The 22,447-nt window shown below is 65.4% G+C and carries 20 protein-coding genes; 14 read left to right on the top strand and 6 right to left on the bottom strand.

Going from position 1 to position 22,447, the window contains the following annotated elements; genetic code table 11:
* Positions 1-41 precede the first annotated feature (41 nt).
* The gene (gene secA / locus AAFG13_RS28560; protein ID WP_342708892.1) at positions 42-2,906 is read right to left on the bottom strand and encodes a preprotein translocase subunit SecA; all 2,865 of its coding nucleotides are present in this window, start codon (positions 2,904-2,906) and stop codon (positions 42-44) included.
* A gap of 392 nt (positions 2,907-3,298) precedes the next feature.
* On the opposite strand from secA, the gene AAFG13_RS28555 reads away from it, so the two are divergent.
* Complete coding sequence (locus AAFG13_RS28555) at positions 3,299-4,237, top strand: peptidylprolyl isomerase (RefSeq protein WP_212311945.1); 939 nt, start codon at positions 3,299-3,301, stop codon at positions 4,235-4,237.
* Between the two features lie 257 nt (positions 4,238-4,494).
* On the top strand, positions 4,495-5,736 hold the full coding sequence (argJ, locus tag AAFG13_RS28550) for a bifunctional glutamate N-acetyltransferase/amino-acid acetyltransferase ArgJ (protein WP_342708890.1): 1,242 nt from the start codon (positions 4,495-4,497) through the stop codon (positions 5,734-5,736).
* Positions 5,737-6,021: 285 nt separating this feature from the next.
* Here argJ and AAFG13_RS28545 read toward each other — a convergent pair whose 3' ends face one another.
* A complete protein-coding gene (locus AAFG13_RS28545) occupies positions 6,022-7,371 on the bottom strand; it encodes a TadE/TadG family type IV pilus assembly protein (RefSeq protein WP_342708889.1) in 1,350 nt (449 codons plus the stop codon).
* Positions 7,372-7,548: 177 nt separating this feature from the next.
* Between AAFG13_RS28545 and AAFG13_RS28540 the strand changes: the two genes are divergently transcribed.
* Entirely contained in the window at positions 7,549-7,959 is a 411-nt protein-coding gene (locus tag AAFG13_RS28540; RefSeq protein WP_212311948.1) for a (deoxy)nucleoside triphosphate pyrophosphohydrolase, read from the top strand.
* Between the two features lie 281 nt (positions 7,960-8,240).
* Here AAFG13_RS28540 and AAFG13_RS28535 read toward each other — a convergent pair whose 3' ends face one another.
* A complete protein-coding gene (locus AAFG13_RS28535; protein ID WP_342708888.1) occupies positions 8,241-9,098 on the bottom strand; it encodes a methyltransferase domain-containing protein in 858 nt (285 codons plus the stop codon).
* 78 nt (positions 9,099-9,176) lie between these two features.
* Here AAFG13_RS28535 and AAFG13_RS28530 point away from each other — a divergent pair, with 78 nt between their 5' ends.
* Genes AAFG13_RS28530 through AAFG13_RS28505 form a run of 6 tightly spaced genes read left to right on the top strand, consistent with a single transcriptional unit; the run spans position 9,177 to position 12,456 of the window.
* Complete coding sequence (locus AAFG13_RS28530; RefSeq protein WP_342708887.1) at positions 9,177-9,986, top strand: ComF family protein; 810 nt, start codon at positions 9,177-9,179, stop codon at positions 9,984-9,986.
* 30 nt (positions 9,987-10,016) lie between these two features.
* Positions 10,017-10,289, top strand: coding sequence for a glutaredoxin 3 (gene grxC / locus AAFG13_RS28525; protein WP_097671104.1), 273 nt, complete (start codon positions 10,017-10,019; stop codon positions 10,287-10,289).
* Positions 10,289-11,167: a carbon-nitrogen hydrolase family protein gene (locus AAFG13_RS28520; protein ID WP_342708885.1), complete on the top strand. Its 879-nt coding sequence runs from the start codon at positions 10,289-10,291 to the stop codon at positions 11,165-11,167. Before grxC ends, AAFG13_RS28520 begins: the two co-directional genes overlap by 1 nt.
* Positions 11,164-11,634: a DUF1178 family protein gene (locus tag AAFG13_RS28515; protein ID WP_342708884.1), complete on the top strand. Its 471-nt coding sequence runs from the start codon at positions 11,164-11,166 to the stop codon at positions 11,632-11,634. The genes AAFG13_RS28520 and AAFG13_RS28515 overlap by 4 nt, the downstream gene beginning before the upstream one ends.
* 38 nt (positions 11,635-11,672) lie before the next feature.
* Positions 11,673-12,026: a hypothetical protein gene (locus AAFG13_RS28510; RefSeq protein ID WP_342708883.1), complete on the top strand. Its 354-nt coding sequence runs from the start codon at positions 11,673-11,675 to the stop codon at positions 12,024-12,026.
* On the top strand, positions 12,016-12,456 hold the full coding sequence (locus tag AAFG13_RS28505; RefSeq protein WP_342708882.1) for an EamA family transporter: 441 nt from the start codon (positions 12,016-12,018) through the stop codon (positions 12,454-12,456). The genes AAFG13_RS28510 and AAFG13_RS28505 overlap by 11 nt, the downstream gene beginning before the upstream one ends.
* 1 nt (position 12,457) lies before the next feature.
* Here AAFG13_RS28505 and AAFG13_RS28500 read toward each other — a convergent pair whose 3' ends face one another.
* From AAFG13_RS28500 to AAFG13_RS28490, 3 genes are all read right to left on the bottom strand, one after another.
* Complete coding sequence (locus tag AAFG13_RS28500; protein WP_212311953.1) at positions 12,458-13,357, bottom strand: DMT family transporter; 900 nt, start codon at positions 13,355-13,357, stop codon at positions 12,458-12,460.
* Positions 13,358-13,589: 232 nt separating this feature from the next.
* Positions 13,590-14,360: a bifunctional 2-polyprenyl-6-hydroxyphenol methylase/3-demethylubiquinol 3-O-methyltransferase UbiG gene (gene ubiG, locus AAFG13_RS28495; protein ID WP_342708881.1), complete on the bottom strand. Its 771-nt coding sequence runs from the start codon at positions 14,358-14,360 to the stop codon at positions 13,590-13,592.
* Positions 14,361-14,374: 14 nt separating this feature from the next.
* Positions 14,375-14,842: a PH domain-containing protein gene (locus tag AAFG13_RS28490; protein WP_342708880.1), complete on the bottom strand. Its 468-nt coding sequence runs from the start codon at positions 14,840-14,842 to the stop codon at positions 14,375-14,377.
* A 210-nt stretch (positions 14,843-15,052) separates the two neighbouring features.
* Here AAFG13_RS28490 and AAFG13_RS28485 point away from each other — a divergent pair, with 210 nt between their 5' ends.
* The 5 genes from AAFG13_RS28485 to AAFG13_RS28465 all read left to right on the top strand — a co-directional run bounded on the left by AAFG13_RS28485 (position 15,053) and on the right by AAFG13_RS28465 (position 22,438).
* A complete protein-coding gene (locus AAFG13_RS28485) occupies positions 15,053-16,309 on the top strand; it encodes an aspartate kinase (protein ID WP_342708879.1) in 1,257 nt (418 codons plus the stop codon).
* Between the two features lie 396 nt (positions 16,310-16,705).
* Positions 16,706-18,973 (top strand): phosphoenolpyruvate--protein phosphotransferase, encoded by a 2,268-nt coding sequence (gene ptsP, locus AAFG13_RS28480; RefSeq protein ID WP_212311957.1) that lies wholly within the window; start codon positions 16,706-16,708, stop codon positions 18,971-18,973.
* Positions 18,974-19,029: 56 nt separating this feature from the next.
* Positions 19,030-20,109: a peptide chain release factor 1 gene (gene prfA, locus AAFG13_RS28475; RefSeq protein ID WP_212311958.1), complete on the top strand. Its 1,080-nt coding sequence runs from the start codon at positions 19,030-19,032 to the stop codon at positions 20,107-20,109.
* Positions 20,110-20,292: 183 nt separating this feature from the next.
* Positions 20,293-21,174, top strand: coding sequence for a peptide chain release factor N(5)-glutamine methyltransferase (gene prmC, locus AAFG13_RS28470; RefSeq protein ID WP_342708878.1), 882 nt, complete (start codon positions 20,293-20,295; stop codon positions 21,172-21,174).
* Between the two features lie 484 nt (positions 21,175-21,658).
* The gene (locus tag AAFG13_RS28465) at positions 21,659-22,438 is read left to right on the top strand and encodes a DUF4167 domain-containing protein (RefSeq protein ID WP_212311960.1); all 780 of its coding nucleotides are present in this window, start codon (positions 21,659-21,661) and stop codon (positions 22,436-22,438) included.
* Positions 22,439-22,447: the final 9 nt, after the last annotated feature.

Raw genomic sequence — 22,447 nt, 5'->3', positions numbered from 1 at the left:
ACGGCGGGCGCATCGCCCGCCGCGTCAGGGCTTGCGGCGGCTTACGCGTAGCGGCCGTGGCAGTGCTTGTACTTCTTGCCTGACCCGCAGGGGCAGTCCTCGTTGCGGCCGACCTTGCCCCAGCTTGTCGGGTCATTCGGATTGCGGTCGGCGGCGGGCATCCCCGGCGCCAGCGAGGCCTGGGCGTAGGTGGCCTCGGTCAGGCGGGCCTGGGCGAACTCATCCTCGCCGGTGTGGGGATCGAGCTTGTGCGCTTCCATCGGCGGCAGCGGCATCGCAGGCTCATCCGGCGGCACGATCTCGACCCGCATCAGCTGCGCGGTGACGGCCTCGCGCAGATGCGCGCTCATCTCCTGGAAGAGATTGAAGGCTTCGGTCTTGTACTCCTGCAACGGATCGCGCTGGCCGTAGCCGCGCAGGCCGATCACCTGGCGCAGATGGTCGAGCATGATCAGGTGCTCGCGCCAGAGATGGTCGAGCGTCTGCAACAGGATGGTCTTCTCGACGTAGCGCATCACGTCGGGGCCCCACTGCGCGACCTTGGCCGCCATGCGCTCGTCGACATGATTCTCGATGCGGTTGAGCAACTCCTCGTCGGCGATGCCCTCTTCCTTGGCCCATTCGTCGACCGGCAAATCGACATCGAGCACGCGCTTCAACTCTTCCTTGAGGCCCGCGGTGTCCCACTGCTCGGCATAGGCGTGCTCGGGGATGTGCTTGGCGACCACGTCCTCGACGAAGGCATGGCGCATGTCGGTCACGGTCTCGACGACGCTGTCGTCCTTCATCAGGTCGATGCGCTGGTCGAAGATCACCTTGCGCTGGTCGTTCTGGACGTTGTCGAACTTCAAGAGGTTCTTGCGGATGTCGAAGTTGCGCGCCTCGACCTTCTGCTGCGCCTTCTCGAGCGCCTTGTTGATCCAGGGATGGATGATGGCTTCGCCTTCCTGCAGCCCGAGCCGCTGCAGCATGCTGTCGAGCCGGTCGGAGCCGAAGATGCGCATCAGATCGTCTTCCAGCGACAGGAAGAATTTCGAGCGGCCGGGATCGCCCTGGCGGCCGGAACGGCCGCGCAGCTGGTTGTCGATGCGGCGGGATTCGTGGCGCTCGGAGCCGATGATGTAGAGGCCGCCCGGCTTCTTCACCGTCTTGGCGGGCTTGTTGCCCTTGGCGGGCTCGACCTCGAAATCCTCTTCCGCCTTCAGCACCAGTTCGCGGAAGCGCTCGATGTCGGCCTTGATCAGCTCGATCTTCTTCGCCTTCTCGGCTTCGTCGGTGATCGCGGCGGTCTCCTGCTGGATCCGCATCTCGAGCGAGCCGCCGAGCTTGATGTCGGTACCGCGGCCGGCCATGTTGGTCGCGATCGTGATCGCACCCGGCACGCCGGCTTCCGCGACGATGTAGGCTTCCTGCTCGTGGAAGCGCGCGTTCAGCACCGCGAACAGTTTCGCCGGCTTGCCCGCGCGCGCCGCCGCATAAAGCTTGTCCATGCCGGACTCAGCGCCGAAATCGATCTGCTTGTAGCCGTGCTTCTTGAGGTACTCGGCAAGCACTTCCGACTTCTCGATCGACGCCGTGCCGACCAGCACCGGCTGCAACCGCTTGTTGGCGCGCTCGATCTCGGCGAGGATCGCGGCGTATTTTTCGTTCTGGGTGCGGTAGACTTCGTCGTCCTCGTCGAGACGCGCCACCGGCAGGTTGGTCGGGATCTCCACGACCTCGAGCTTGTAGATGTCGAACAGTTCGTCGGCTTCGGTCAGCGCCGTACCGGTCATGCCGGACAGCTTCTGGTACATCCGGAAATAGTTCTGGAAGGTGATCGAGGCCAGCGTCTGGTTCTCGGGCTGGACCGTGACGTGCTCCTTGGCCTCCAACGCCTGGTGCAGGCCTTCCGAATAGCGCCGGCCCTGCATCATGCGTCCGGTGAACTCGTCGATGATGATGACCTCGTCGTCGCGGACGATGTAGTCCTTGTCGCGCGTGAACAGCGTGTGCGCGCGCAGCGCCTGGTTGACGTGATGCACGACGGACACGTTCTCGACGTCGTACAGCGACTCGCCCTTGAGCTGGCCGGCGTCGCGCAGCAGGTTCTCCAGCTTCTCCATGCCGCCTTCGGTCAGCGTCACCGTGCGCTGCTTCTCGTCGACCTCGAAGTCGTCCTTCTTGGCGAGCTTCGGCATGAAGGTGTCGATGGTGTTGTAGAAATCCGAACGGTCGTCGAGCGGGCCGGAGATGATCAGCGGCGTGCGCGCTTCGTCGATCAGGATGGAGTCGACTTCGTCGACGATCGCGTAGAAATGCTCGCGCTGGACCATGTCCTCCAGGCGGTACTTCATGTTGTCGCGCAGATAGTCGAAGCCGTATTCGTTGTTGGTGCCGTAGGTGATGTCGCAGGCATAGGCGGCCTTGCGCTCGGCGTCGTCGAGGCCGTGCACGATCACGCCGGTGGTCAGCCCCAGGAACGAATAGATCTGGCCCATCCAGCCGGAGTCGCGGCGGGCGAGGTAGTCGTTGACGGTGACGACGTGGACGCCCTTGCCGGCGAGCGCGTTGAGGTAGACCGCGAGCGTCGCAACCAGCGTCTTGCCTTCGCCGGTCTTCATCTCGGCGATGTCGCCCTCGTGCAGCACCATGCCGCCGATCAGCTGGACGTCGAAATGGCGCTGGCCGAGCGTCCTCTTGGCCGCCTCGCGCACCGTGGCGAAGGCCGGAACCAGGAGCTCGTCGAGCGTCTTGCCGCCGGCGAGCTGCTGCTTGAACTCGGCGGTGCGGGCCTTGAGTTCGTCGTCCGTCAGTTTGACGAGGTCGGGCTCCAGGGCGTTGATGGCGCTGACGCGGGACTGATACCCCTTGACCCGACGGTCGTTGGCGGAGCCGAAAAACTTGCGGGCGAGCGCGCCGATCATGCGAAATTCCTGTTCTTCGGTCTCGAGTTCGGTCTTGGTTCGGTTTTGAATTTCAGTCTTGAATTTCAGTCTTGGAATACAGCCTGAGATGGTCCGCCGGATTGCCTATCAACTCACCGTGACGCGCTACGGTTCGAGCCCCGACCCGGAGCTCCTCCGCCAATTGAGTGGGAAACAGGCCATCCTGGGTTCAACGGCGAAAAACGCAGCAAAATAAGCGCTCTCACCACTGACACGGTCGGCCAGAGATATGGCCCGGTCGGGGGGTTGTCAACGCCGCCAAGATGTCAAGGAATTCATCATTTTGACAAGACTTTCGCGTTGCCAATGTAACACGATTGGGCGAGTGTCCGCCCCGCTCGAGCTTCCCCCCTTTGAGACAAGGATTTTGCATGACCACCTCGCCTCCGGAAACCAAAACCGGCCTGCGCCTCGGCCTCGCCACCCTGGCCGCCACGGGCTGTCTTGTCGCAGTGCTGGCTGCCGGCCTCCCGGTCCGCGCCGCGGAATCCGACCCGGTGCTGGCGAAGGTGAACGGTTCCGAGATCCATGCCAGCGACGTCGCGCTCGCCGAGGAGGAACTCGGCCCGAGCCTGCAGCAGATGGACCCCTCGACCCGCAAGGACAACGTGCTGTCCTTCCTGATCGACATGAAGATCGTGTCCAAGGCGGCCGAGGACAAGAAGATCGAGAACAATGACGACTTCAAGAAGCGGCTCGCCTTCACCCGCAACCGCCTGTTGATGGACAGCCTGCTTGCCAGCGAGGGCAAGGCCGCGACCACCGACGACGCCATGAAGAAGGTCTATGAAGAGGCCTCCAAGCAGATCACCGGCGAGCAGGAGGTGCGCGCCCGCCACATCCTGGTCGAGACCGAGGACGAGGCCAAGGCGATCAAGGCCGAGCTCGACAAGGGCGCCGACTTCGCCGAGCTCGCCAAGAAGAAGTCCAAGGATCCCGGCGCCTCCGACGGCGGCGACCTCGGCTTCTTCACCAAGGAACAGATGGTGCCGGAATTTTCCGCGGTCGCCTTCACGCTCGAGCCGGGCAAGATCTCCGATCCGGTCAAGTCGCAGTTCGGCTGGCACATCATCAAGGTCGAGGAAAAGCGCAACCGCAAGGCGCCCGACTTCGAGCAGGTGAAGGCCCAGATCGAGACCTATGTGACCCGCAAGGCCCAGGCCGACTATGTCGCCAAGCTGCGCGAGGCCGCCAAGGTCGAGCGCCTGGACAAGCCGGCCGAGACGGCCAAGGACGCGACGGCGCCGGCGGATGCCGCCAAGGACGCGCCGAAGCCCGCCGACAACAAGATGGCGCCGGCGAAGAAGTAAGCTTCGCGAACGTTGTTGCAGTTGCAATGGCCGGGCTCGTCCCGGCCATTTGCTTTTGCGGGCGATGCGTACGTAGCCCGGATGAAGCGCAGCGCAATCCGGGGCGCCTGCCGCCGAGGATGGACTTTCCCGGATTACGCTGCGCTTCATCCGGGCTACGGCTTCCTTGAACAATTGATGACACCATCGCAGCCCTCTCCCGCTTCAGCCGGCGAGATGTTATGCAGCGCTTCCCTCCCCGTAGCCGGAAGCCTCCCATGTCCACCGCCGTCTCCCCCCTCGCCCCGCCTGACGTTCCCGAGATGCCCGTGATCGCGGGTGTGCGGCTTGCGACCGCTGCCGCCGGCATCCGCTACAAGGGCCGCACCGACGTGCTGCTCGCGCTGATGGACAAGGGCACCACGGTGGCCGGCGTCTTCACCAAGTCGAAGTGCCCGTCGGCGCCGGTCGAATGGTGCCGCGCCAGGCTGAAGGGCGGGGCTGCGCGCGCGCTGGTGGTCAATTCCGGCAACGCCAACGCCTTCACCGGCAAGACCGGCAAGGCGTCCACCGCGCTGACCGCGCAGATCGCGGCGAAGGCGGTCGGCTGTTCGACGTCGGACGTCTTCCTTGCCTCCACCGGCGTGATCGGCGAGCCGCTCGACGCCACCAAGTTCGACGGCGTGCTGGCGCAGCTCGCGGAAACCGCGACCCCCGATCTGTGGATGGACGCGGCCAAGGCGATCATGACCACCGACACCTTCCCGAAGGTCGCCACCGCGACCGTCAAGCTCGGCAAGGCCAAGGTGACGATCAACGGCATGGCCAAGGGCGCCGGCATGATCATGCCCGACATGGCGACCATGCTGTCCTTCGTCTTCACCGATGCGCCGCTGTCGGCGTCGGTGCTGCAATCGCTGCTCAAGGCCGGCGTCGAGGACACCTTCAATGCGCTGACCATCGACGGCGACACCTCGACCTCGGACACCCTGCTCGCGTTTGCGACCGGGGCTGCGGCTGCCAATGGCGCGCCGAAGATTTCGCGCGCCAGCGACCCGCGGCTGAAGGCCTTCACCAAGGCGTTCCAGCAGATCCTCGCCAATCTGTCCGAGCAGGTGGCTCGCGACGGCGAAGGCGCGCGCAAGCTGGTCGAGGTCGTGGTCGAGGGCGCGGCGACAAAACCGTCGGCGCGCAGAATCGCGATGTCGATCGCCAATTCGCCGTTGGTGAAGACCGCGATCGCCGGCGAGGACGCCAATTGGGGCCGCGTGGTGATGGCGGTCGGCAAGGCCGGCGAGCCCGCCAACCGCGACAAGCTCTCGATCTCCTTCAACGGCATCCGCGTCGCCAAGAGCGGCGCGCGCGATCCGTCCTACAATGAAAAAGAGGTGTCGGAGGCGATGAAGGCGCCAAAGATCCAGATCAAGGTCGCGCTCGGCCTCGGCAAAGCCCGCGACCGCGTGCTGACCTGCGATCTCACCAAGGAATATGTCGCGATCAACGGCGATTACAGGTCGTAATCGCTTTCCCCATCACCTCCGTCATTGCGAGGAGCGAAGCGACTAAGCAATCCACCCGTCCGAGCATGCGGACAGATGGATTGCTTCGCTTCGCTCGCGATGACGGTGTGAGTCCCGTCATCCCCGCGCAAAGGCTTCGCCTTTGTCGCTGGAGGTGCGAGCGGAGCGAGCCTCGAAGGATGGACGGCCCTGATAGCGCCGCGTGGAGAAAGCCGGGCCGTCGACCCTTCGAGACGGCCGCTTCGCGGCCTCCTCAGGGTGACGGAGAGAGAGCGTGAGCTTTCGCTAGCTCGAGATCCGCGCGTCGGCGACCGCCTTCTTGAACAGCGCGTTCATCGCGTCCGCGATGCCTTGCGTCGGGCTGACCTCGAAATAGAAGCCCGGCGACGCACAGGCCTGCATGTTCTGTGCGATCTGGCTGTTCGGCGACGGGCCGAACGGGCCCTGATTGAACGGATCGATCCAGGTCATGTACCAGTTGTTGGTCGGCAGCTGCAGATAGGTGGTGTAGAGCACCGCGATCTTGATGTTGCGCTTCTTGATCGCATCGCAGAGCGCCGGATTGATCGGCGACTGGCAGCGATTGCTGTCGGTGATCGGCTTAAGACAGCTTGAATTTGGCTCGTCGGCGACCCCGTCGGATACGAAGAACAGATATTTGAGCGGCGCCGACGACGTGCCGGCGCCCGGGTTTGCGATCGCGTTGTTGATCTGGGGGAAAATCGCGGTGAACTGGCTGTCCTTGTCCGCGGTGTAGGAATCGTTGTTGCCGTAGACGCCCATCAGATCGATGTTGCCGGCCGCCGATTTTGCACTCGACAGGCTCGACGACAGCGAAAACAGGCTTCGCAAGCCATAGGTCGCCGAGGACGCGCCGAAGTCATAGATCGCCATGCGGAACTGGCTCGAATAGGTCTGGGTCGCCGCCGCGGTGTCCATCAATTGCTGGGTCGCGCTGCGAAGCACGTCGATCCGCGTCGTGACGCCAAGCGATTTCGCCAGGTTGTAGTAGTTGTTGGGGTCGTTGTAGTCGTGGCAGGCGAAGGCGCACTGGTCGTTCGGCTTGAAGCTGTTGCCGGTGGTGGCCGTGACCAGCTTGGCGACGTCCGTCGGCGTGGCGCCGACCCCCATCGACGGCGAATTGTCCAGCAGCAGATAGAAATCGATATAGAGCGGCATGTTCGCGGTCGAGGTCGAGGTGCCCGACACCGACACCTTGCTCCGCCCCAACACGCCGAGGAACATGGTCGGGACATCGGCGGTGAACTGGACCGTCGAGGTGATGGTGCCGCCGCTCTTGATCATGGTCGGCGTCACGCTGGTCAGCGTGAAGCCGTTCTGGTTGAAGACGTTGCCGTTGAAGATCTTCTTCGCGTCGGCCTCGCCGGCCGAGATCTCGCCGTCCGAGGTCATGGCGCCGGCTGCGATGAAGCCGGGCGATGCCTTGGCGACCGATCCGACGCTCGCCGCGTCGGCGGCGGATATCAGCTTGCTGCGGATCTGGTTGGCGCGGGAATAGTCGACCGCGCATCCGACCGCGACGAGGAGCGGTAGCGAGGCCAGGCCGAAGATCATCGCGATGTTGCCGGAGCGATCGCGGCGGAAACGGCTGACGGTCCGGAGCAAGGTGCGCATGGGTTATGTCGGCAGAGAAAATGATGGGCTGATAAATCAGGACCTTCACCCTACCGCCTGCGCATTAAGGCCGACTTATCGCGAATGCGGAAAAAGCGCGCAGGCACAAATCGTTTGGCTGACGGCGCGTTGCTGGTTAATGAAAGCTTGCAACCTAAGAAGGAATATTCGTGCTGCATGGCTGACATCAAGCTGACCCTCGTCGTCGCCTGCGCGCTGGTCGATGCCGACAAGCGCGTGCTGCTGGCGCAGCGTCCCGAAGGCAAGGCGTTGGCGGGACTGTGGGAATTCCCCGGCGGCAAGATCGAGCCCGGCGAGCGGCCGGAACAGACCCTGATCCGCGAGTTGCATGAGGAGATCGGCATCACCGTGAGCGAGCCGTGCCTCGCGCCGCTGACCTTCGCCAGCCATGCCTACGAAACCTTCCATTTGCTGATGCCGCTCTACATCTGCCGGCGCTGGGAGGGCATGGCGGTGGCGCGCGAGGGCCAGAACCTCGCCTGGGTCCGCGCCAGCAAGCTGCGCGACTACCCGATGCCGCCGGCGGACATTCCGCTGCTGCCGCATCTGATGGATCTGCTGCTGTGATCTTCTTGGCCTCTCCCGCTTGCGGGGAAAGCGCGGCTACCCAAAATATCGAAAACAACCCCATGCACAGTAGCCGGCGGCGGCCGGCGTTCGACCAGGCGACTTGACACGTCGGGCAACTCACGGGTATTTTTCCAATATTCCGAAATCGTGCAAGCAACCGCCGCCACGGGGGCGATCGCTATGGCATCTGTGCGGACTTCTGCCACGGCCACAGTCCCGATGCGGCCCGCGGACATCCCGCTGCTGCCGTATCTGATGGATTTGCTGCTGTGATCTCTTCATCCTCCCCTGAAGGGGGAGGATGAAGCCTTCACCGCCGCCTCGAGACTCGCCTTCGCCGAACCCGGCTTGAGCGGCTTCGGCTGGCTTTCATGCGGCGCCCAGCCGGACAGCCAGACGATGTCGAAGGTGGCGCGGATGCGGCCGTCGGGGTCGGCGAAGCGTTCGCCGTAGATTTGCGCCATGCGCAGCATGGTGGCGCGGCGGGTCGGGGTGTGGCGGCGCTCGCGCAGCACATTGGTCGCGCCCATGCGCCTGAGATCGGCCATCAACGCGAACGCGCTGGCGTAGCGCACCACGACGCGATCAACATCGGTGACCGGCAGCGCAAAGCCGGCCCGCTGCAACAGCGCGCCGATGTCGCGCAAATCGGCGAACGGCGCGACGCGCGGCGACACGCCGCCCTCGCACTCCGCCTCCGCCGCGGCAAAGCTCTGCCTGAGCTCGGTCAGCGTATCGCCGCCGAGCATCGCCGCGAGCAGCAGCCCGTCGCCCTTCAGCGCCCGGCGAAGTTGCGCCAGCACGCCCGGCAGATCATTGACGAACTGGAGCGCCAGCGCGGAGACCACGAGATCGAGCGACTCGGGCGGCAGGCCGAGCGCTTCCGTCTCAGCGAAACCGATCGTATCGACCGATCCGACTCGCCCACGCAGGGCGTCCGCGAGCCCATCCCCCGGCGTCCAGACGTCGGCCGCGGAAGAGAAGCTGCGCGACACCGCCAGCAAGCGGTCGGCCATGTCCTCTGTGGCACGCTCGAGCAGGAACGTCGCCGCCCCCTCGCGCCGCGCGCGCGCCAGCCGCGCGCCAAGCAATGCGCGATCGAACAGGATCGGGGCCGTGGCCGGGGTCGTTGCCATCCGCGCTGGTTACGCCGGACCGCTGCCGCAGGCAATGCGCCTTGAGCCCGTGCGGCTCAAACGCTAGCCTCATCAGCCATGGACGCCGAGGCATCACCGACACGCTCCATTACCGGACACTTTCAGCGCGCGCTCGACGTGGTCGGCGGCGCTTGGCTGCGCACCGCGCGGCTGGCGCTCGACATCGCGCTGCCGACGCTGTGTGTGTCGTGCCGCGAGCCGGTTCATGGCGAGGGCGTCTGCGCGGCCTGCTGGGCCAAATTGTCGTTCATCGCGCCGCCGTTCTGCCCACGGCTCGGGATTCCCTTTGTCTACGATCCCGGTCCCGAGCTGCTGTCGATGGAGGCGATCGCCAATCCACCTTCCTACCAGCGCGCCCGCGCCGCGGTGCGCTATGACGACGTCGCGCGCACCCTGGTGCACGCATTGAAATACCAGGATCGCACCGATCTGGCGCCGACAATGGGCCGCTGGATGGCGCGCGCGGGGAAGGAATTGCTGGGGGATGCCGACATGCTGGTGCCGGTTCCCCTGCATTGGCGGCGCGGCTGGAGCCGGCGCTACAACCAGTCCGGCGCGCTCGCCAAGGTGATCGCGCGCCAGAGCGGCGTTAAAATGGTGTCCGAGGCGCTGCGGCGCACCCGCGCCACCGAGCAGCAGATCGGGCTGTCGCGCAAGGACCGCGCCAGCAATGTGCAGGGCGCATTCGGGGTCGCCGATGAACGCAAGGCTGACATCCAGGGCCGCCGCGTGGTCCTGGTCGACGACGTCCTGACCTCGGGCGCCACAGTGGACGCCTGCGCGCGGGCGCTGTTGCGCGCCAAAGCCGCACAGGTCGACGTGCTGGTGTTTGCCCGGGTTGTCGATACCCACCGTGCTCCCATATAATCTGTAACTTCTGGTTCAACCGAGCACACCATGACCGCTGCCATCGAAATCTATACCCGCCCGGGCTGCGGTTATTGCACCGCGGCCAAATCCCTTTTGACGCGCAAGAACGCCGCGTTCACCGAATTGAGCGTCGCCAGCAACCCGGCGTACCGCGACGAGATGTACGATCGCGCCGGCGCGGGCTCGACGTTCCCGCAGATCTTCATCGACAAGACCCATGTCGGCGGCTGCGACGAGCTCTACGCGCTCGACCGCGAGGGCAAGCTCGATGGCCTGCTCAGCAACGGAGGCGGCGCCTGATGAGCACGGACAACATTTTCACCGCCGCCATGGTGCAGATGCGCACCGGATTGCTGCCTGAGCCGAGCCTGGCGCAGGGCACGCGGCTGATCCGCGAAGCGGCGGCGCAGGGCGCCAAATACGTGCTGACCCCCGAGGTCAGCAACATGATGCAGCTGAACCGCAAGGCGCTGTTCGAGCATCTGGCGAGCGAAGAGGACGACAAGTCGCTGCAGGCCTATCGCGCGCTGGCCGCCGAACTCAAGATCCATCTGCATATCGGCTCGCTGGCGCTGCGCTACTCGCCGGAGAAGGCGGTCAACCGCTCGTTCCTGATCGGGCCCGAGGGCAATGTGCTCGCGAGCTACGACAAGATCCATATGTTCGACATCGATCTGCCGGGCGGCGAGAGCTATCGCGAATCGGCCAACTACCAGCCCGGCGAAACCGCCGTGATCTCCGACCTGCCCTGGGGCCGGATCGGATTGACGATCTGCTACGACGTGCGCTTCCCGGCGCTCTATCGCGCGCTCGCCGAAGCCGGCGCGTCGTTCCTTACCGTGCCGTCTGCCTTCACCCGCAAGACCGGCGAGGCGCATTGGCACACGCTGCTGCGCGCCCGCGCCATCGAGACCGGCTGCTTCGTGTTCGCGGCGGCGCAGGCCGGCCTGCATGAGAACAAGCGCGAGACCTTCGGCCATTCGCTGATCATCGATCCCTGGGGCGAGATCCTCGCCGAGGGCGGCGTCGAGCCCGGCGTATTCCTGGCCGAGATCGATCCCACCAAGGTCGAGACCGCGCGCAAGACCATCCCTTCACTTCAGCACGGCAGGCGTTTCGGCATCGCCGACCCCAAGGCCGGCCCGGAGCATCTGCACCTCGTCCGGGGTTCGGCATGATCCGCTACACGCTGCGCTGCGAGCGCGGCCATCAGTTCGAGAGCTGGTTCCAGAGCTCATCGGCCTATGAATCGCAGGAGCGGCGTCATTTGATCGATTGCCCGTCCTGCGGCTCTGACAAGATCGAGCGCGCGATCATGGCGCCGCAAATCGTCAGCAAGAAGGGCCGCGAACCGGCCCGGCCGGCGCCGGTCGCCCCCGTCGAGGCGACGCCACCCGAATCGACATCGCTGATGATGGCGCAGGAGCGCGAGTTGCGCAGCAAGCTGAAGGAACTGCGCGACCACATCGTGAAGAACGCCGACAATGTCGGCGACCGCTTCCCGAACGAGGCGCGCAAGATGCATTACGGCGATATCGAGCATCGGCCGATCTATGGCGAGGCCTCGCCCGAGGAGGCGCGCGCGCTGATCGACGAAGGCGTCGAGGTCTCGCCGCTGCCGACGCTGCCGGAAGACCGGAACTAGGGTACTGGATCGGTGGACGAGGTGCTCTCCAATCCGCCATGAACCGACACGCCGCTCTTCAATCACTCATTCATTTTGATGCACCCATCCCCGATTTGGAGGCGCGCCTCCGATCGCTCGGGTGGGATTCTGATGAAGTTGTGACGTTGACGCGTCGGCACATCGCCGACGTACTGGAACGATATACGAGCGGCAGAATCAACGCTACGGCCGTCGAGGCGTGGGCGAACTTAATCGAATGCCGCGAAGACATCCGGATCGAACCCAATCACGACAAAATTGTTCGCGCGGCGATCCACGATCTCGCCAACCCTAAGCTGCAGGGTAAGTTGCAAGACATTGCACCGAGGATTCTCTCCAGCCTGTCTCAAGGTCCGCCTCATGCCATCTGACACCTTCACCTCCTGGCAGGTCTGGGCGTTTCTCTCCGCCGTCTTCGCCGCGCTGACTGCGATCTTCGCCAAGGTCGGCGTCGAGGGCATCAACTCCGATCTCGCCACCTTGATCCGCACCGTGGTCGTGCTGATCACGCTGTCGGCGATCCTGTTCGCGACCGGACAATTCACCCAGGCCGGACCGATCTCGGGCAAGAGCTGGCTGTTCCTGCTGCTGTCCGGGCTCGGCACCGGCGCGTCGTGGATCTGCTATTTCCGCGCGCTGAAGCTCGGCCCCGCGACGCTGGTCGCGCCGATCGACAAGCTCAGCGTGGTGCTGGTGGCGCTGTTCGGCGCCGTATTCCTCGGCGAGCGCCCCTCGCCCTATGGCTGGATCGGGATCGCGCTGATCTCGGCCGGCGCGGTGCTGATCGCCGTGAAGGGTTGATCTAAGCCGCGATCAGCAGCGCGACGCCGATCACGATCAGGACGATGCCCAAAACCTCACGCAGCGAGAACGGCTGCTTGAGCGAGAAATACGCCACGCCCTGCGCGAACAGCACCTCGATCAGCGCCAGCGTGCGCACGTTGGCGGCCGCGGTGAGCGCGAACGCCAGGAACCAGAACTGCGAGGAGAACGCGCCCATGAAGCCCGCGAACATCGACGGTCGCCACAGGCCGAGGATTTTTCGCAGCACGTCGGGCGCGCGCAGCAGCAGATAGACCGACAGGATCAGCGTCTGGACGAACAGGCTCCACATCAGCGTGTAGGAGGCCGCCGTCACAAACGAGACGCCGGGCACGGCAATGATCGCGCCGCGAAAACTCACCGCCGAGATCGCGAACACCGCGGCGGCGCCGAGGCCGAGCACGGTCGGCCGCAGATCGGCAAAGCTCTTCGAGCCGCCCGGCCTGAGCGCGGTGACGACGACGCCGATCGTGGCGATCACGATCGCGATCACCTTAGGCGTCGTCAGATGGTCGCCGAGGAAGATGAAGCCGAAGATCGCGGTCTGGATCGCCTCGGTCTTCATATAGGCCGTGGTCACCACGAAGGAGCGGTCGTTCATCGCCAGCAGCATGAAGCCGGTGCCGACGATCTGGCTGAGCGCGCCGGACAACAGCCACGGCCAGAACGACGCCGCCGGCCACGGCACGCGATCGCCGGTCAGCAGCACCGCCAGCGCGAAGAACACCACCGCGAACGGCAGCCCGAACAGGAAGCGGATATTGGTCGCGCCCCAGGTCCCGAGCGGCCCGGTCAGATGCCGCTGCATCGCATTGCGCGCCACCTGCCCGAACGCAGCGACAATGGTGAAGGGAATCCAGAGCGAGGCGATTGAGAACATGCGGGACGAGGAAAGTGCGCCGGGGCGGGAGTACGCGCACAACGTGCCGATTGCCGCCGACGCGGTCAACCGAGCCGGCGCATGACTGGATTGCGATCGAGCCGCAAACTCCCCGTAGCCCGGATGAAGCGCAGCGCAATCCGGGGCCAGCTTAACCGCGGACGAAGGAGTCCCGGATTGCGCTGCGCTCCATCCGGGCTACGGATTCCCCCATGGGCGGGGGAGGTGAAGGCTACACCTCCTCCGCCACCACCATGTAGTTCACGTCCATGTCGGACGAGACGGTCCATTTGTCGGCGAGCGGGTTGTAGACCACGCCGGCCTGTTCGGTGACGGCGAGGTTGACGTCGCCGAGATAGCGCTCGAGCTCGGCGGGGGTGACGAACTTGCTCCAGTCATGGGTGCCGCGCGGCAGCCAGCGCAGCACGTATTCGGCGCCGACAATCGCCAGCGCGAAGCTCTTCCAGTTGCGGTTCAAGGTCGAGACCACCATCAGCCCGCCCGGCTTGAGCATGACGGCGCAGCGCTTGATGAAGGCGCCGACATCGACGACGTGCTCGACCACCTCCATCGCCAGCACGATGTCGAAGCGCTCGCGTGCGTCCATCTCCTCCACCGTGGTGCAGCGGTAGTCGATCGACAGATGCCCCTTGTCGGCATGCAGCCTCGCGGCCGCGATGTTGGTGGCGGAGGGATCGATCCCGATCACCTGGGCGCCGAGCCGCGTGAACGGCTCGCACAACAGCCCGGCGCCGCAGCCGATGTCGAGCAGGCGCAGGCCGGACAGGCAGCTCAGGCTCTTGGCGTTGCGCTCGAACTTGCGGCAGGCGGCGTCGCGGATATAGGTCAGGCGCAGCGGATTGATCTTGTGCAGCGGCGCCATCTTGCCGCGCGGATCCCACCACTCATCCGACAGTTTTGAGAATTTCGCGACCTCGGCCGGATCGACCGAGTGGGCGGAGGCATTGGCGGAGGAATTTGAAAGAGTTGTTTGCGTAGCCATGATTGCGCGCGCCCCTATCGCGCGGTGATCGAATTGCGGAACGACAGCGGCGAGGCGATGGTCTTGATGGTCTCGATGCCCTCGCCGACGCCGCGGATGGTGACGTCGCCATAATTGAGCAGGCGCCCCATGATGCTCTGGTTGACGTCGACGCTCTCGACCTTGTCGAGGCTCATCTCGAAGGTGCGCCGCTTGATGAAGCCGCTCTTGTGCACCACGCGGAAATTGGTGACGTCGGTTTCCGTGGTCCAGCGATGGAACCAGGCCGCGCCGGTCCAGTACAGCGCCGCGACCGCGACCACGGCGGCGGCCGCCAGGCAGGCCAGCACCAGGGCGTCGACCGTCGTCATCCGGGACAGGATCAGCAGCGCCAGCACCACGACCCAGGCCGAGATCGCCGGCAGATAGAACATCCAGTGCGCATTGGTGGAATACAGCACCTTCTCGCCGGGCTGCAGGATTTCGTCGATATAGCGTCCCATCCAATCCCGCCTTCGAATTACCCGCGAGTCACCCTTGCGCCACAGCCCGCCCGCAACCGGCAAAACACCCCCAAAAGACCTTCCGGGGACCCCTACCAACCGGCTTGCCCCCGGGCGCGGCGCTATGTATACGCGCCTTTCGGTGCCCGCGCTTGCGGTTTTCGGCGTGGGTTAACCTACTTATCCTCTTAAAGGAATAGACGCGTCGTCATGGGCCGCCTCGTGATGAAATTCGGCGGTACGTCCGTCGCCAATATCGATCGTATCCGCAACGTCGCCCAGCACGTGAAGCGCGAGGTCGACGCCGGCCACGAGGTCGCCGTCGTCGTCTCCGCGATGTCCGGCAAGACCAACGAACTGGTGGCCTGGTGCACCGAGGCCTCGCCGATGCACGACGCGCGCGAATATGACGCGGTGGTCGCCTCCGGCGAACAGGTCACCTCGGGCCTGCTCGCGATCGTGCTGCAGGGCATCGGCATCCAGGCGCGCTCCTGGCAGGGCTGGCAGATTCCAATCAAGACCTCGGAGGCGCATGCCTCGGCGCGCATCCTCGATATCGACGGCAGCGAGATCATCACCCGCTTCAAGGAGCGCAAGGAAGTCGCCGTGATCGCCGGCTTCCAGGGCATCAATCCCGATACCGGCCGCATCACCACGCTCGGCCGCGGCGGTTCGGATACTTCGGCGGTGGCGATCGCGGCCGCGCTGCGCGCCGACCGCTGCGACATCTACACCGATGTCGACGGCGTCTACACCACCGACCCGCGCGTGGTGCCGAAGGCGCGCAGGCTCGACAAGATCGCGTTCGAGGACATGCTGGAGCTGGCCTCGCAGGGCGCCAAGGTGCTGCAGGTTCGCTCGGTGGAACTCGGCATGGTGCACAACATGCCGATCTTCGTGCGCTCCAGCTTCGACAAGCCAGAGGATATCGACCCGCACGCCAACCAGCCGCCGGGCACGCTGATCTGCAGCGAGGAGGAAATCATGGAAATGCACGTCGTCACCGGCATCGCCTTCTCCAAGGACGAAGCCCAGATTTCTGTGCGCCAGATCGAGGACAAGCCCGGCGTCGCCGCGGCGATCTTCGGGCCGCTCGCGGATGCCAACATCAACGTCGACATGATCGTGCAGAACGTGTCGGAGGACGGCAAGACCACCGACCTCACCTTCACCGTGCCGGCCACCGACTACAACCGCGCCAGGGACACCATTACCTCCGCCAAGGCCAAGATCGGCTATATCAGGCTCGACACCGCGACCGACGTCGCCAAGGTCTCGGTGATCGGCAGCGGCATGCGCAGCCATGCCGGTGTCGCCGCCAAGGCGTTCAAGGCGCTGGCCGACCGCAACATCAACATCCGCGCCATCACCACCTCCGAGATCAAGTTCTCGGTCCTGATCGACGCCGCCTACACCGAACTCGCGGTCCGCACGCTGCACACGCTGTACGGGCTGGACCAGGCGTAGGGCTTTCCGGGGCCCCTTCCTTTCGTCATTCCGGGGCCCGCGACGCGAGAGCCCTCAGGTGCGCAATTGCGCACCGGGGAATGACGAGGCGGAGCATTGGCCGTCCTCCGGTACCCACATCCCGGAGTTAGAATTTCTCTTAGCGGGCGCAGCATAGGGCTGACGCAGACGTTATTTGCTACTGGCAGGCGTTTTGCTTGGCAAAGCGAGCCTCGATTGGCTATACGGCCAGTCAGGTGGGCTGTCGCAAACTGTGGCACAGTTTGTGCGATCCCGAATCGGCGGGAACTGGCGCGAGCGGCGACGCCGAATGACTAAAATTGTTGTTTTTGACGAGTTTTGCGCCAACGGCCAGCCGGCCCCGTGCGCTGGCCTCGTGGGGAGGGACTGAAGCACATGCGGAGCGCGTCGGGAGGCCCCCGCGTCCTGTTGAGACGGCTCCGCGAAACCATGGCGGAGCAAGTCTCCGCCCAGGAACGCCTCGACAAGATCGTGGTGCTGATCGCGGCCAACATGGTGGCCGAGGTCTGCTCCTGCTACGTGCTGCGCATCGACAACACACTCGAGCTCTACGCCACCGAGGGTCTGAACCGCGACGCCGTGCATCGCACCGTGCTGAGCGCGCATGAGGGCCTGGTCGGCCTCGTTGCCAGCGAGGCGACGCCGCTCAATCTCTCCGACGCGCAAAGCCACCCCGCCTTCGCCTACCGCCCGGAGACCGGCGAAGAGATCTACCACTCGTTCCTCGGCGTGCCGATCCTGCGCGCCGGCAACACGCTCGGCGTGCTTGTGGTGCAGAACCGCGCCAAGCGCACCTATGTCGAGGAAGAGGTCGAGGCGCTGCAGACCACCGCCATGGTGCTGGCGGAGATGATCGCCTCCGGCGAGCTTGCCGCGCTGGCCCAGCCCGGCGCCGAGCCCGCCGCGCGGCACTCGCTGCACAAGACCGGCGCGGTGCTCTCCGACGGCATCGCGCTCGGCCATGTCGTGCTGCACGAGCCGCGCGTCGTCATCACCAACTATATCGCCGAGGACCTGCCGAAGGAGATCAAGCGGCTCGACACTGCGCTCGCCAATCTGCGCGCCGATCTCGACCGCATGCTGGAGCGTGGCGACGTTGCCGAAGGCGGCGAGCACCGCGAGGTGCTGGAAGCCTACCGCATGTTCGCCAACGACCAGGGCTGGTCGCACAAGCTGCATGAGGCGGTCGCCACCGGCCTCACCGCGGAAGCCGCCGTCGAGCGCGTGCAGTCCGACACCCGCGCGCGCATGCTGCGCTCGACCGATCCCTATCTGCGCGACCGCCTGCACGATCTCGAGGATCTCGGCCATCGCCTGATGCGCCAACTGGTCGGCCAGGACCATGCGCCGACGCGCGAGCAGCTGCCCGACAACGCCATCCTGATCGCCCGCGCGATGGGCCCCGCGGCGCTGCTCGACTATGACCGCAAGCGGCTGCGCGGCCTGGTGCTGGAGGAAGGCACCGCGAATTCCCACGTCTCGATCGTGGCGCGCGCGCTCGGCATTCCCGCGGTCGGCGAGGTGCCGAACGCGCCCGGCATTGCCGATCCGGGCGATGCCATCATCGTCGACGGCATTTCCGGCGAGATCTATGTCCGCCCGTCCGCCGAGATCGAATCCGCCTACGCCGAGCGCGTCCGGTTCCGGGCGCGGCGGCAGGCGCAATATTCGGCTCTGCGCGACAAGCCTTGCGTGACCAAGGACGGCCAGCCGATCGAGCTCCTGATCAATGCCGGCCTGACCATCGACCTGCCGCATATCGAGGACACCGGCAGCGCCGGCATCGGCCTGTTCCGCACCGAATTGCAGTTCATGGTGAGCCCGAGCCTGCCGCGTTCGAGCGACCAGCTGGCGCTGTACCGCACCGTGCTCGACGCCGCAGGCGCCAAGCCCGTCACCTTCCGCACGCTCGACATCGGCGGCGACAAGGCGCTGCCCTATATGGAGACCGTGGTCGAGGAAAATCCGGCGCTCGGCTGGCGCGCGATCCGGCTCGGCCTCGACCGCCCCGGCCTGCTACGCGGCCAGATCCGCGCGCTGCTGCGCGCCGGCGGCGGCCGTGCGCTGAAGATCATGTTCCCGATGATCTCCGACATCGCCGAGTTCGACCAGGCCAAGGCGATCGTCGAGCGCGAGCTGACCTATCTGCGCCAGCACGGCCATTCGCTGCCCGAGCGGATCGATATCGGCACCATGGTCGAGGTGCCGGCCCTGCTCTACCAGCTCGACGAGCTGCTGAAGAAGGTCGACTTCGTGTCGGTCGGCTCCAACGACCTGTTCCAGTTCCTGTTCGCGGTCGATCGCGGCAATGCCAAGGTCTCGGAACGCTTCGACACCCTGTCGGCGCCGATCCTGCGCGCGCTGCGCGACATCGTGCGCAAGGCCAAGATCGCGAAGAAGGCCGCGTCGCTGTGCGGCGAGATGGCGTCGAAGCCGATCGGCGCGCTGGCGCTGATCGCGCTCGGCTACCGTTCGCTTTCATTGTCAGCAACTGCGCATGGCCCGGTCAAGGCGCTGATCCTCGACCTCGACGCCAAGAAGGCTGAAGCGATGATCAATCCGCTGGTGGACGCGCCGGTTGGCAGCGTGTCGATCCGCGAGGCGCTGACGAAGTTTGCGGAAACCGAGGGGCTGGCCTTGTAGCGACGCTGCCGCGCCTCTGCCACCCCTTCGCGCTTTCAGCAATTCGAGACTCCGCCATGCTACCCGAAGCCAAACTCGACGTCCTGCTCGCCCATCACGCCTCGCTGGAGGCCGAGCTGCTCGGCCAGGTCAACTCCGAGCGCTATGTGCAGATCACCCGCGAGCTCGCCGAGCTCAATCCGCTGATCGATGCGGTGAAGGTCTATCGCTCCGCCCGGTCGGAACTCGCTGACGCCGAGGCGATGCTGGCGGATGCGGGGACCGATCCCGAGATGCGCAGCATGGCGGAAGCGGAGATGGAAACGCTGCAGGCGCGCATCGGCGAGCTCGAACAGGAGATCCGGATCGCGCTATTGCCGAAGGACGCGATGGACGACCGCAACGTGGTGCTGGAAATCCGCGCCGGCACCGGCGGCGACGAGGCCTCGCTGTTCGCCGGCGACCTGTTCCGGATGTATGAGCGCTTCGCGGCCTTGCAGGGCTGGAAGGTCGAGGTGATCTCGGCGAGCGAAGGCACCGTCGGCGGCTACAAGGAAATCATCGCCGAGGTGCAGGGCCGTGGCGCCTTCGCCAAGCTGAAATTCGAGTCCGGCGTGCACCGCGTGCAGCGCGTGCCCGACACCGAGACGCAAGGCCGCATCCACACCTCGGCCGCCACGGTCGCCGTGCTGCCCGAGGTCGAGGACGTCGACGTCGACATCAAGGACACCGACTTAAGGATCGAGACCATGCGCGCCGGCGGCGCCGGCGGCCAGCACGTCAACAAGACCGAATCCGCGATCCGCATCACCCATCTGCCGACCGGCATCGTGGTGATGATGCAAGACAGCCGCTCGCAGCACAAAAACCGCGCGTCGGCGATGAACATCCTGCGCTCGCGCATCTATGACGCCGAGCGCCAGCGCGTCGACGCCGCGCGCTCCGCCGACCGCAAGGAGAAGGTCGGCTCCGGCGACCGCTCGGAGCGGATCCGCACCTATAATTTCCCGCAAGGGAGAGTCACCGACCATCGCATCAACCTGACGCTCTACAAGCTGCCGCAGGTGATCGCGGGCGAGGCGCTCGGCGAACTGATCGATGCGCTGACCACCGAGCACCAGGCCGCGCAGCTCGCGGCACAGGGCGCGGCGGCGTGAACCGATCCGGCTGCTGGCTCCATTGATCGTCGTCGTCCCTGCGAAAGCAGGGACCCATAACCACAGGGCGTCATTGTTGATCCCGATATCGACCCCGACCGCCCAGATCGAAGGGCCGCGGCGTATGGGTCCCCGCTTTCGCGGGGACGACGGGCGGTTGGTGTTGCGCGAGGACACTGCGTGATGGCGCCTGTGGTCAACGCAACAGTCGAGACGGCCCGCCGCGCACTTGCCGTGCAGTTGCAATCGGCCGGCAACGACTCCGCCGAACTCGATGCACGGCTGCTGGTCGGCGCGGCGCTTGGCCTCGATCTGACCGGCATGGTCACGGCAGCGAAACGTACGCTGACCCAAGACGAAGCGGATCGCCTCGAAGACCTGGCGCGGCGCCGCCTCGCCGGCGAACCGGTCGCGCGCATTCTCGGCATCAAGGAATTTTGGGGACTGCCGCTGCATCTGACCGCCGCGACGCTGGTGCCGCGTCCCGACACCGAGACCGTGGTCGAGCGCGCGCTCGAGCTGCTGTGCGCCGACGGCGCGGCCGAGCGCGCGCTGCGGATCGCCGATCTCGGCACCGGTTCGGGCGCGATCCTGCTGGCGCTGCTCTCGGAACTGCCGAACGCGCATGGCTTCGGCACCGACATCTCGGCGGAGGCGCTGCAGACGGCGAGCCGGAACGCGGCCGAGCTCGGACTTAGCCAGCGCGCGACATGGATCGCGTGCGACTACGGCAGCGCGCTGACCGGCGCGTTCGACCTGATCGTGTCCAATCCGCCCTACATCCCCTCGGCCGACATCGCCGGTCTCGACATCGAGGTCCGCGCGCACGACCCGCGCGCGGCGCTCGACGGCGGGGCCGACGGGCTCGACGCCTACCGCGCGCTGATTTCGCAATCTGCGGGTCTTATGACCTCGGGTGGATTTCTGGTTGTGGAAGTCGGACAGGGCCAGAGCGGCGACGTTGAAGCGCTGATGACGGCTTCCGGGTTATCCCCAACGGGGCCGCCCAAGGCCGATCTCGGGGGCGTTCCAAGGGCCGTTTCAGCCCGCCGGCTGCCCCGATAAAGTCCTATTGGAACGCAAAAAAACCTCTTGGAATATCCCCCGGGAACGACTACGTTCCGCCCACAACATCGGTGCTGGCCCCGTAACCGTTACGGGTGATGACCAGGGTTCAGCAGAGCCCGCCGATCGAAAGGTTCCAGGAACGCAGGTCTCATTGAGCGCAATAGCCGAAGCTGTGCTGCTCTCGACCGCCAAGCGAACGAAAGCCTGTTATTGCGCTTGAACACTTACGCACGAGAACTGGGCCTGTCTCAACGGGCGGAATGATTTTGTCGCTGGCGTGTTTGGCCGGCGGCGGTTGGGGAACGCGTCTTTGCTGAACGCGACTTTGCTGAACGAGATGGTCGGCGACATCGATGCCACTTCGAACGGTATTGCGATTCCGTGCGCCTAGACGCGCGCCGAATCGGAATCTGGGAATCGGACTTCTGAGAAATCGGACTGTGGACTGCAATAACTTCAGGGCTGGAATAAAAGGCGACAGATGAGAAACGGTCAGAACAACAAGCGGATGCGCAACCGGAATAACAACAACAATAACAACAACAATAATAACCGGCGCGGCCAGAATCCCCTGACACGGGTGTACGAATCGAACGGACCCGACATCAAGATCCGCGGCACGGCCTCCCACGTGGCCGAGAAATACGTCCAGCTTGCGCGCGATGCACGCTCCTCCGGCGATCCGGTGGCAGCTGAGAACTACTACCAGCACGCCGAGCACTACTACCGGATCATCGCGACCGCGCAGGAGCAGTTCCGGCAGAATCAGCAGCCGCCGCGCCCCGACGCCGAGGTGACGCAGACCGAAGACGGCGACGACGACAGCGACGGCTATTCGAGCTTCGGCCAGGAGCCGGGCTTCGTGCCGCAGCAGCAACAGCCATTCATGCGCGACAACGGCCAGCAGCCCTACCAGCAGCCGCGGGAGCATCGCGAGCGTGACCAGCCACCGCGCGAGCAGCAGCCGCGTGAGCACCGCGAACGCGAGCATCGTCCGCAGCCGCAGTATCAACCGCTACCGCAGAACCAGCCGCAGCCGGTGCTGGCCGATGCCGGCGGCGTCGATCGCCTGCCCTCGTTCATCACCGGCGGCGCGCAGCCGCAGGTCAACGGTGGCCCCTATGAAACCAACAATGGCGGCGCAGAACGCGGCGAACGGAGCGAGCGCTTTCCGCGCCGGCGCCGCCGTCCGCACGGCCCGCGCCCCGACATGGCGGCGCAGCCGGCGCCGAGCGACGACTTCAATCCGGGCAACGAGTAACCCCTGAAA

It is taken from the genome of Bradyrhizobium sp. B124, assembly GCF_038967635.1.
GTDB lineage: Bacteria > Pseudomonadota > Alphaproteobacteria > Rhizobiales > Xanthobacteraceae > Bradyrhizobium.
The sequence above is the reverse complement of the archived record's forward strand: the minus strand, read 5'-3'. Positions and strand labels throughout refer to the sequence as shown.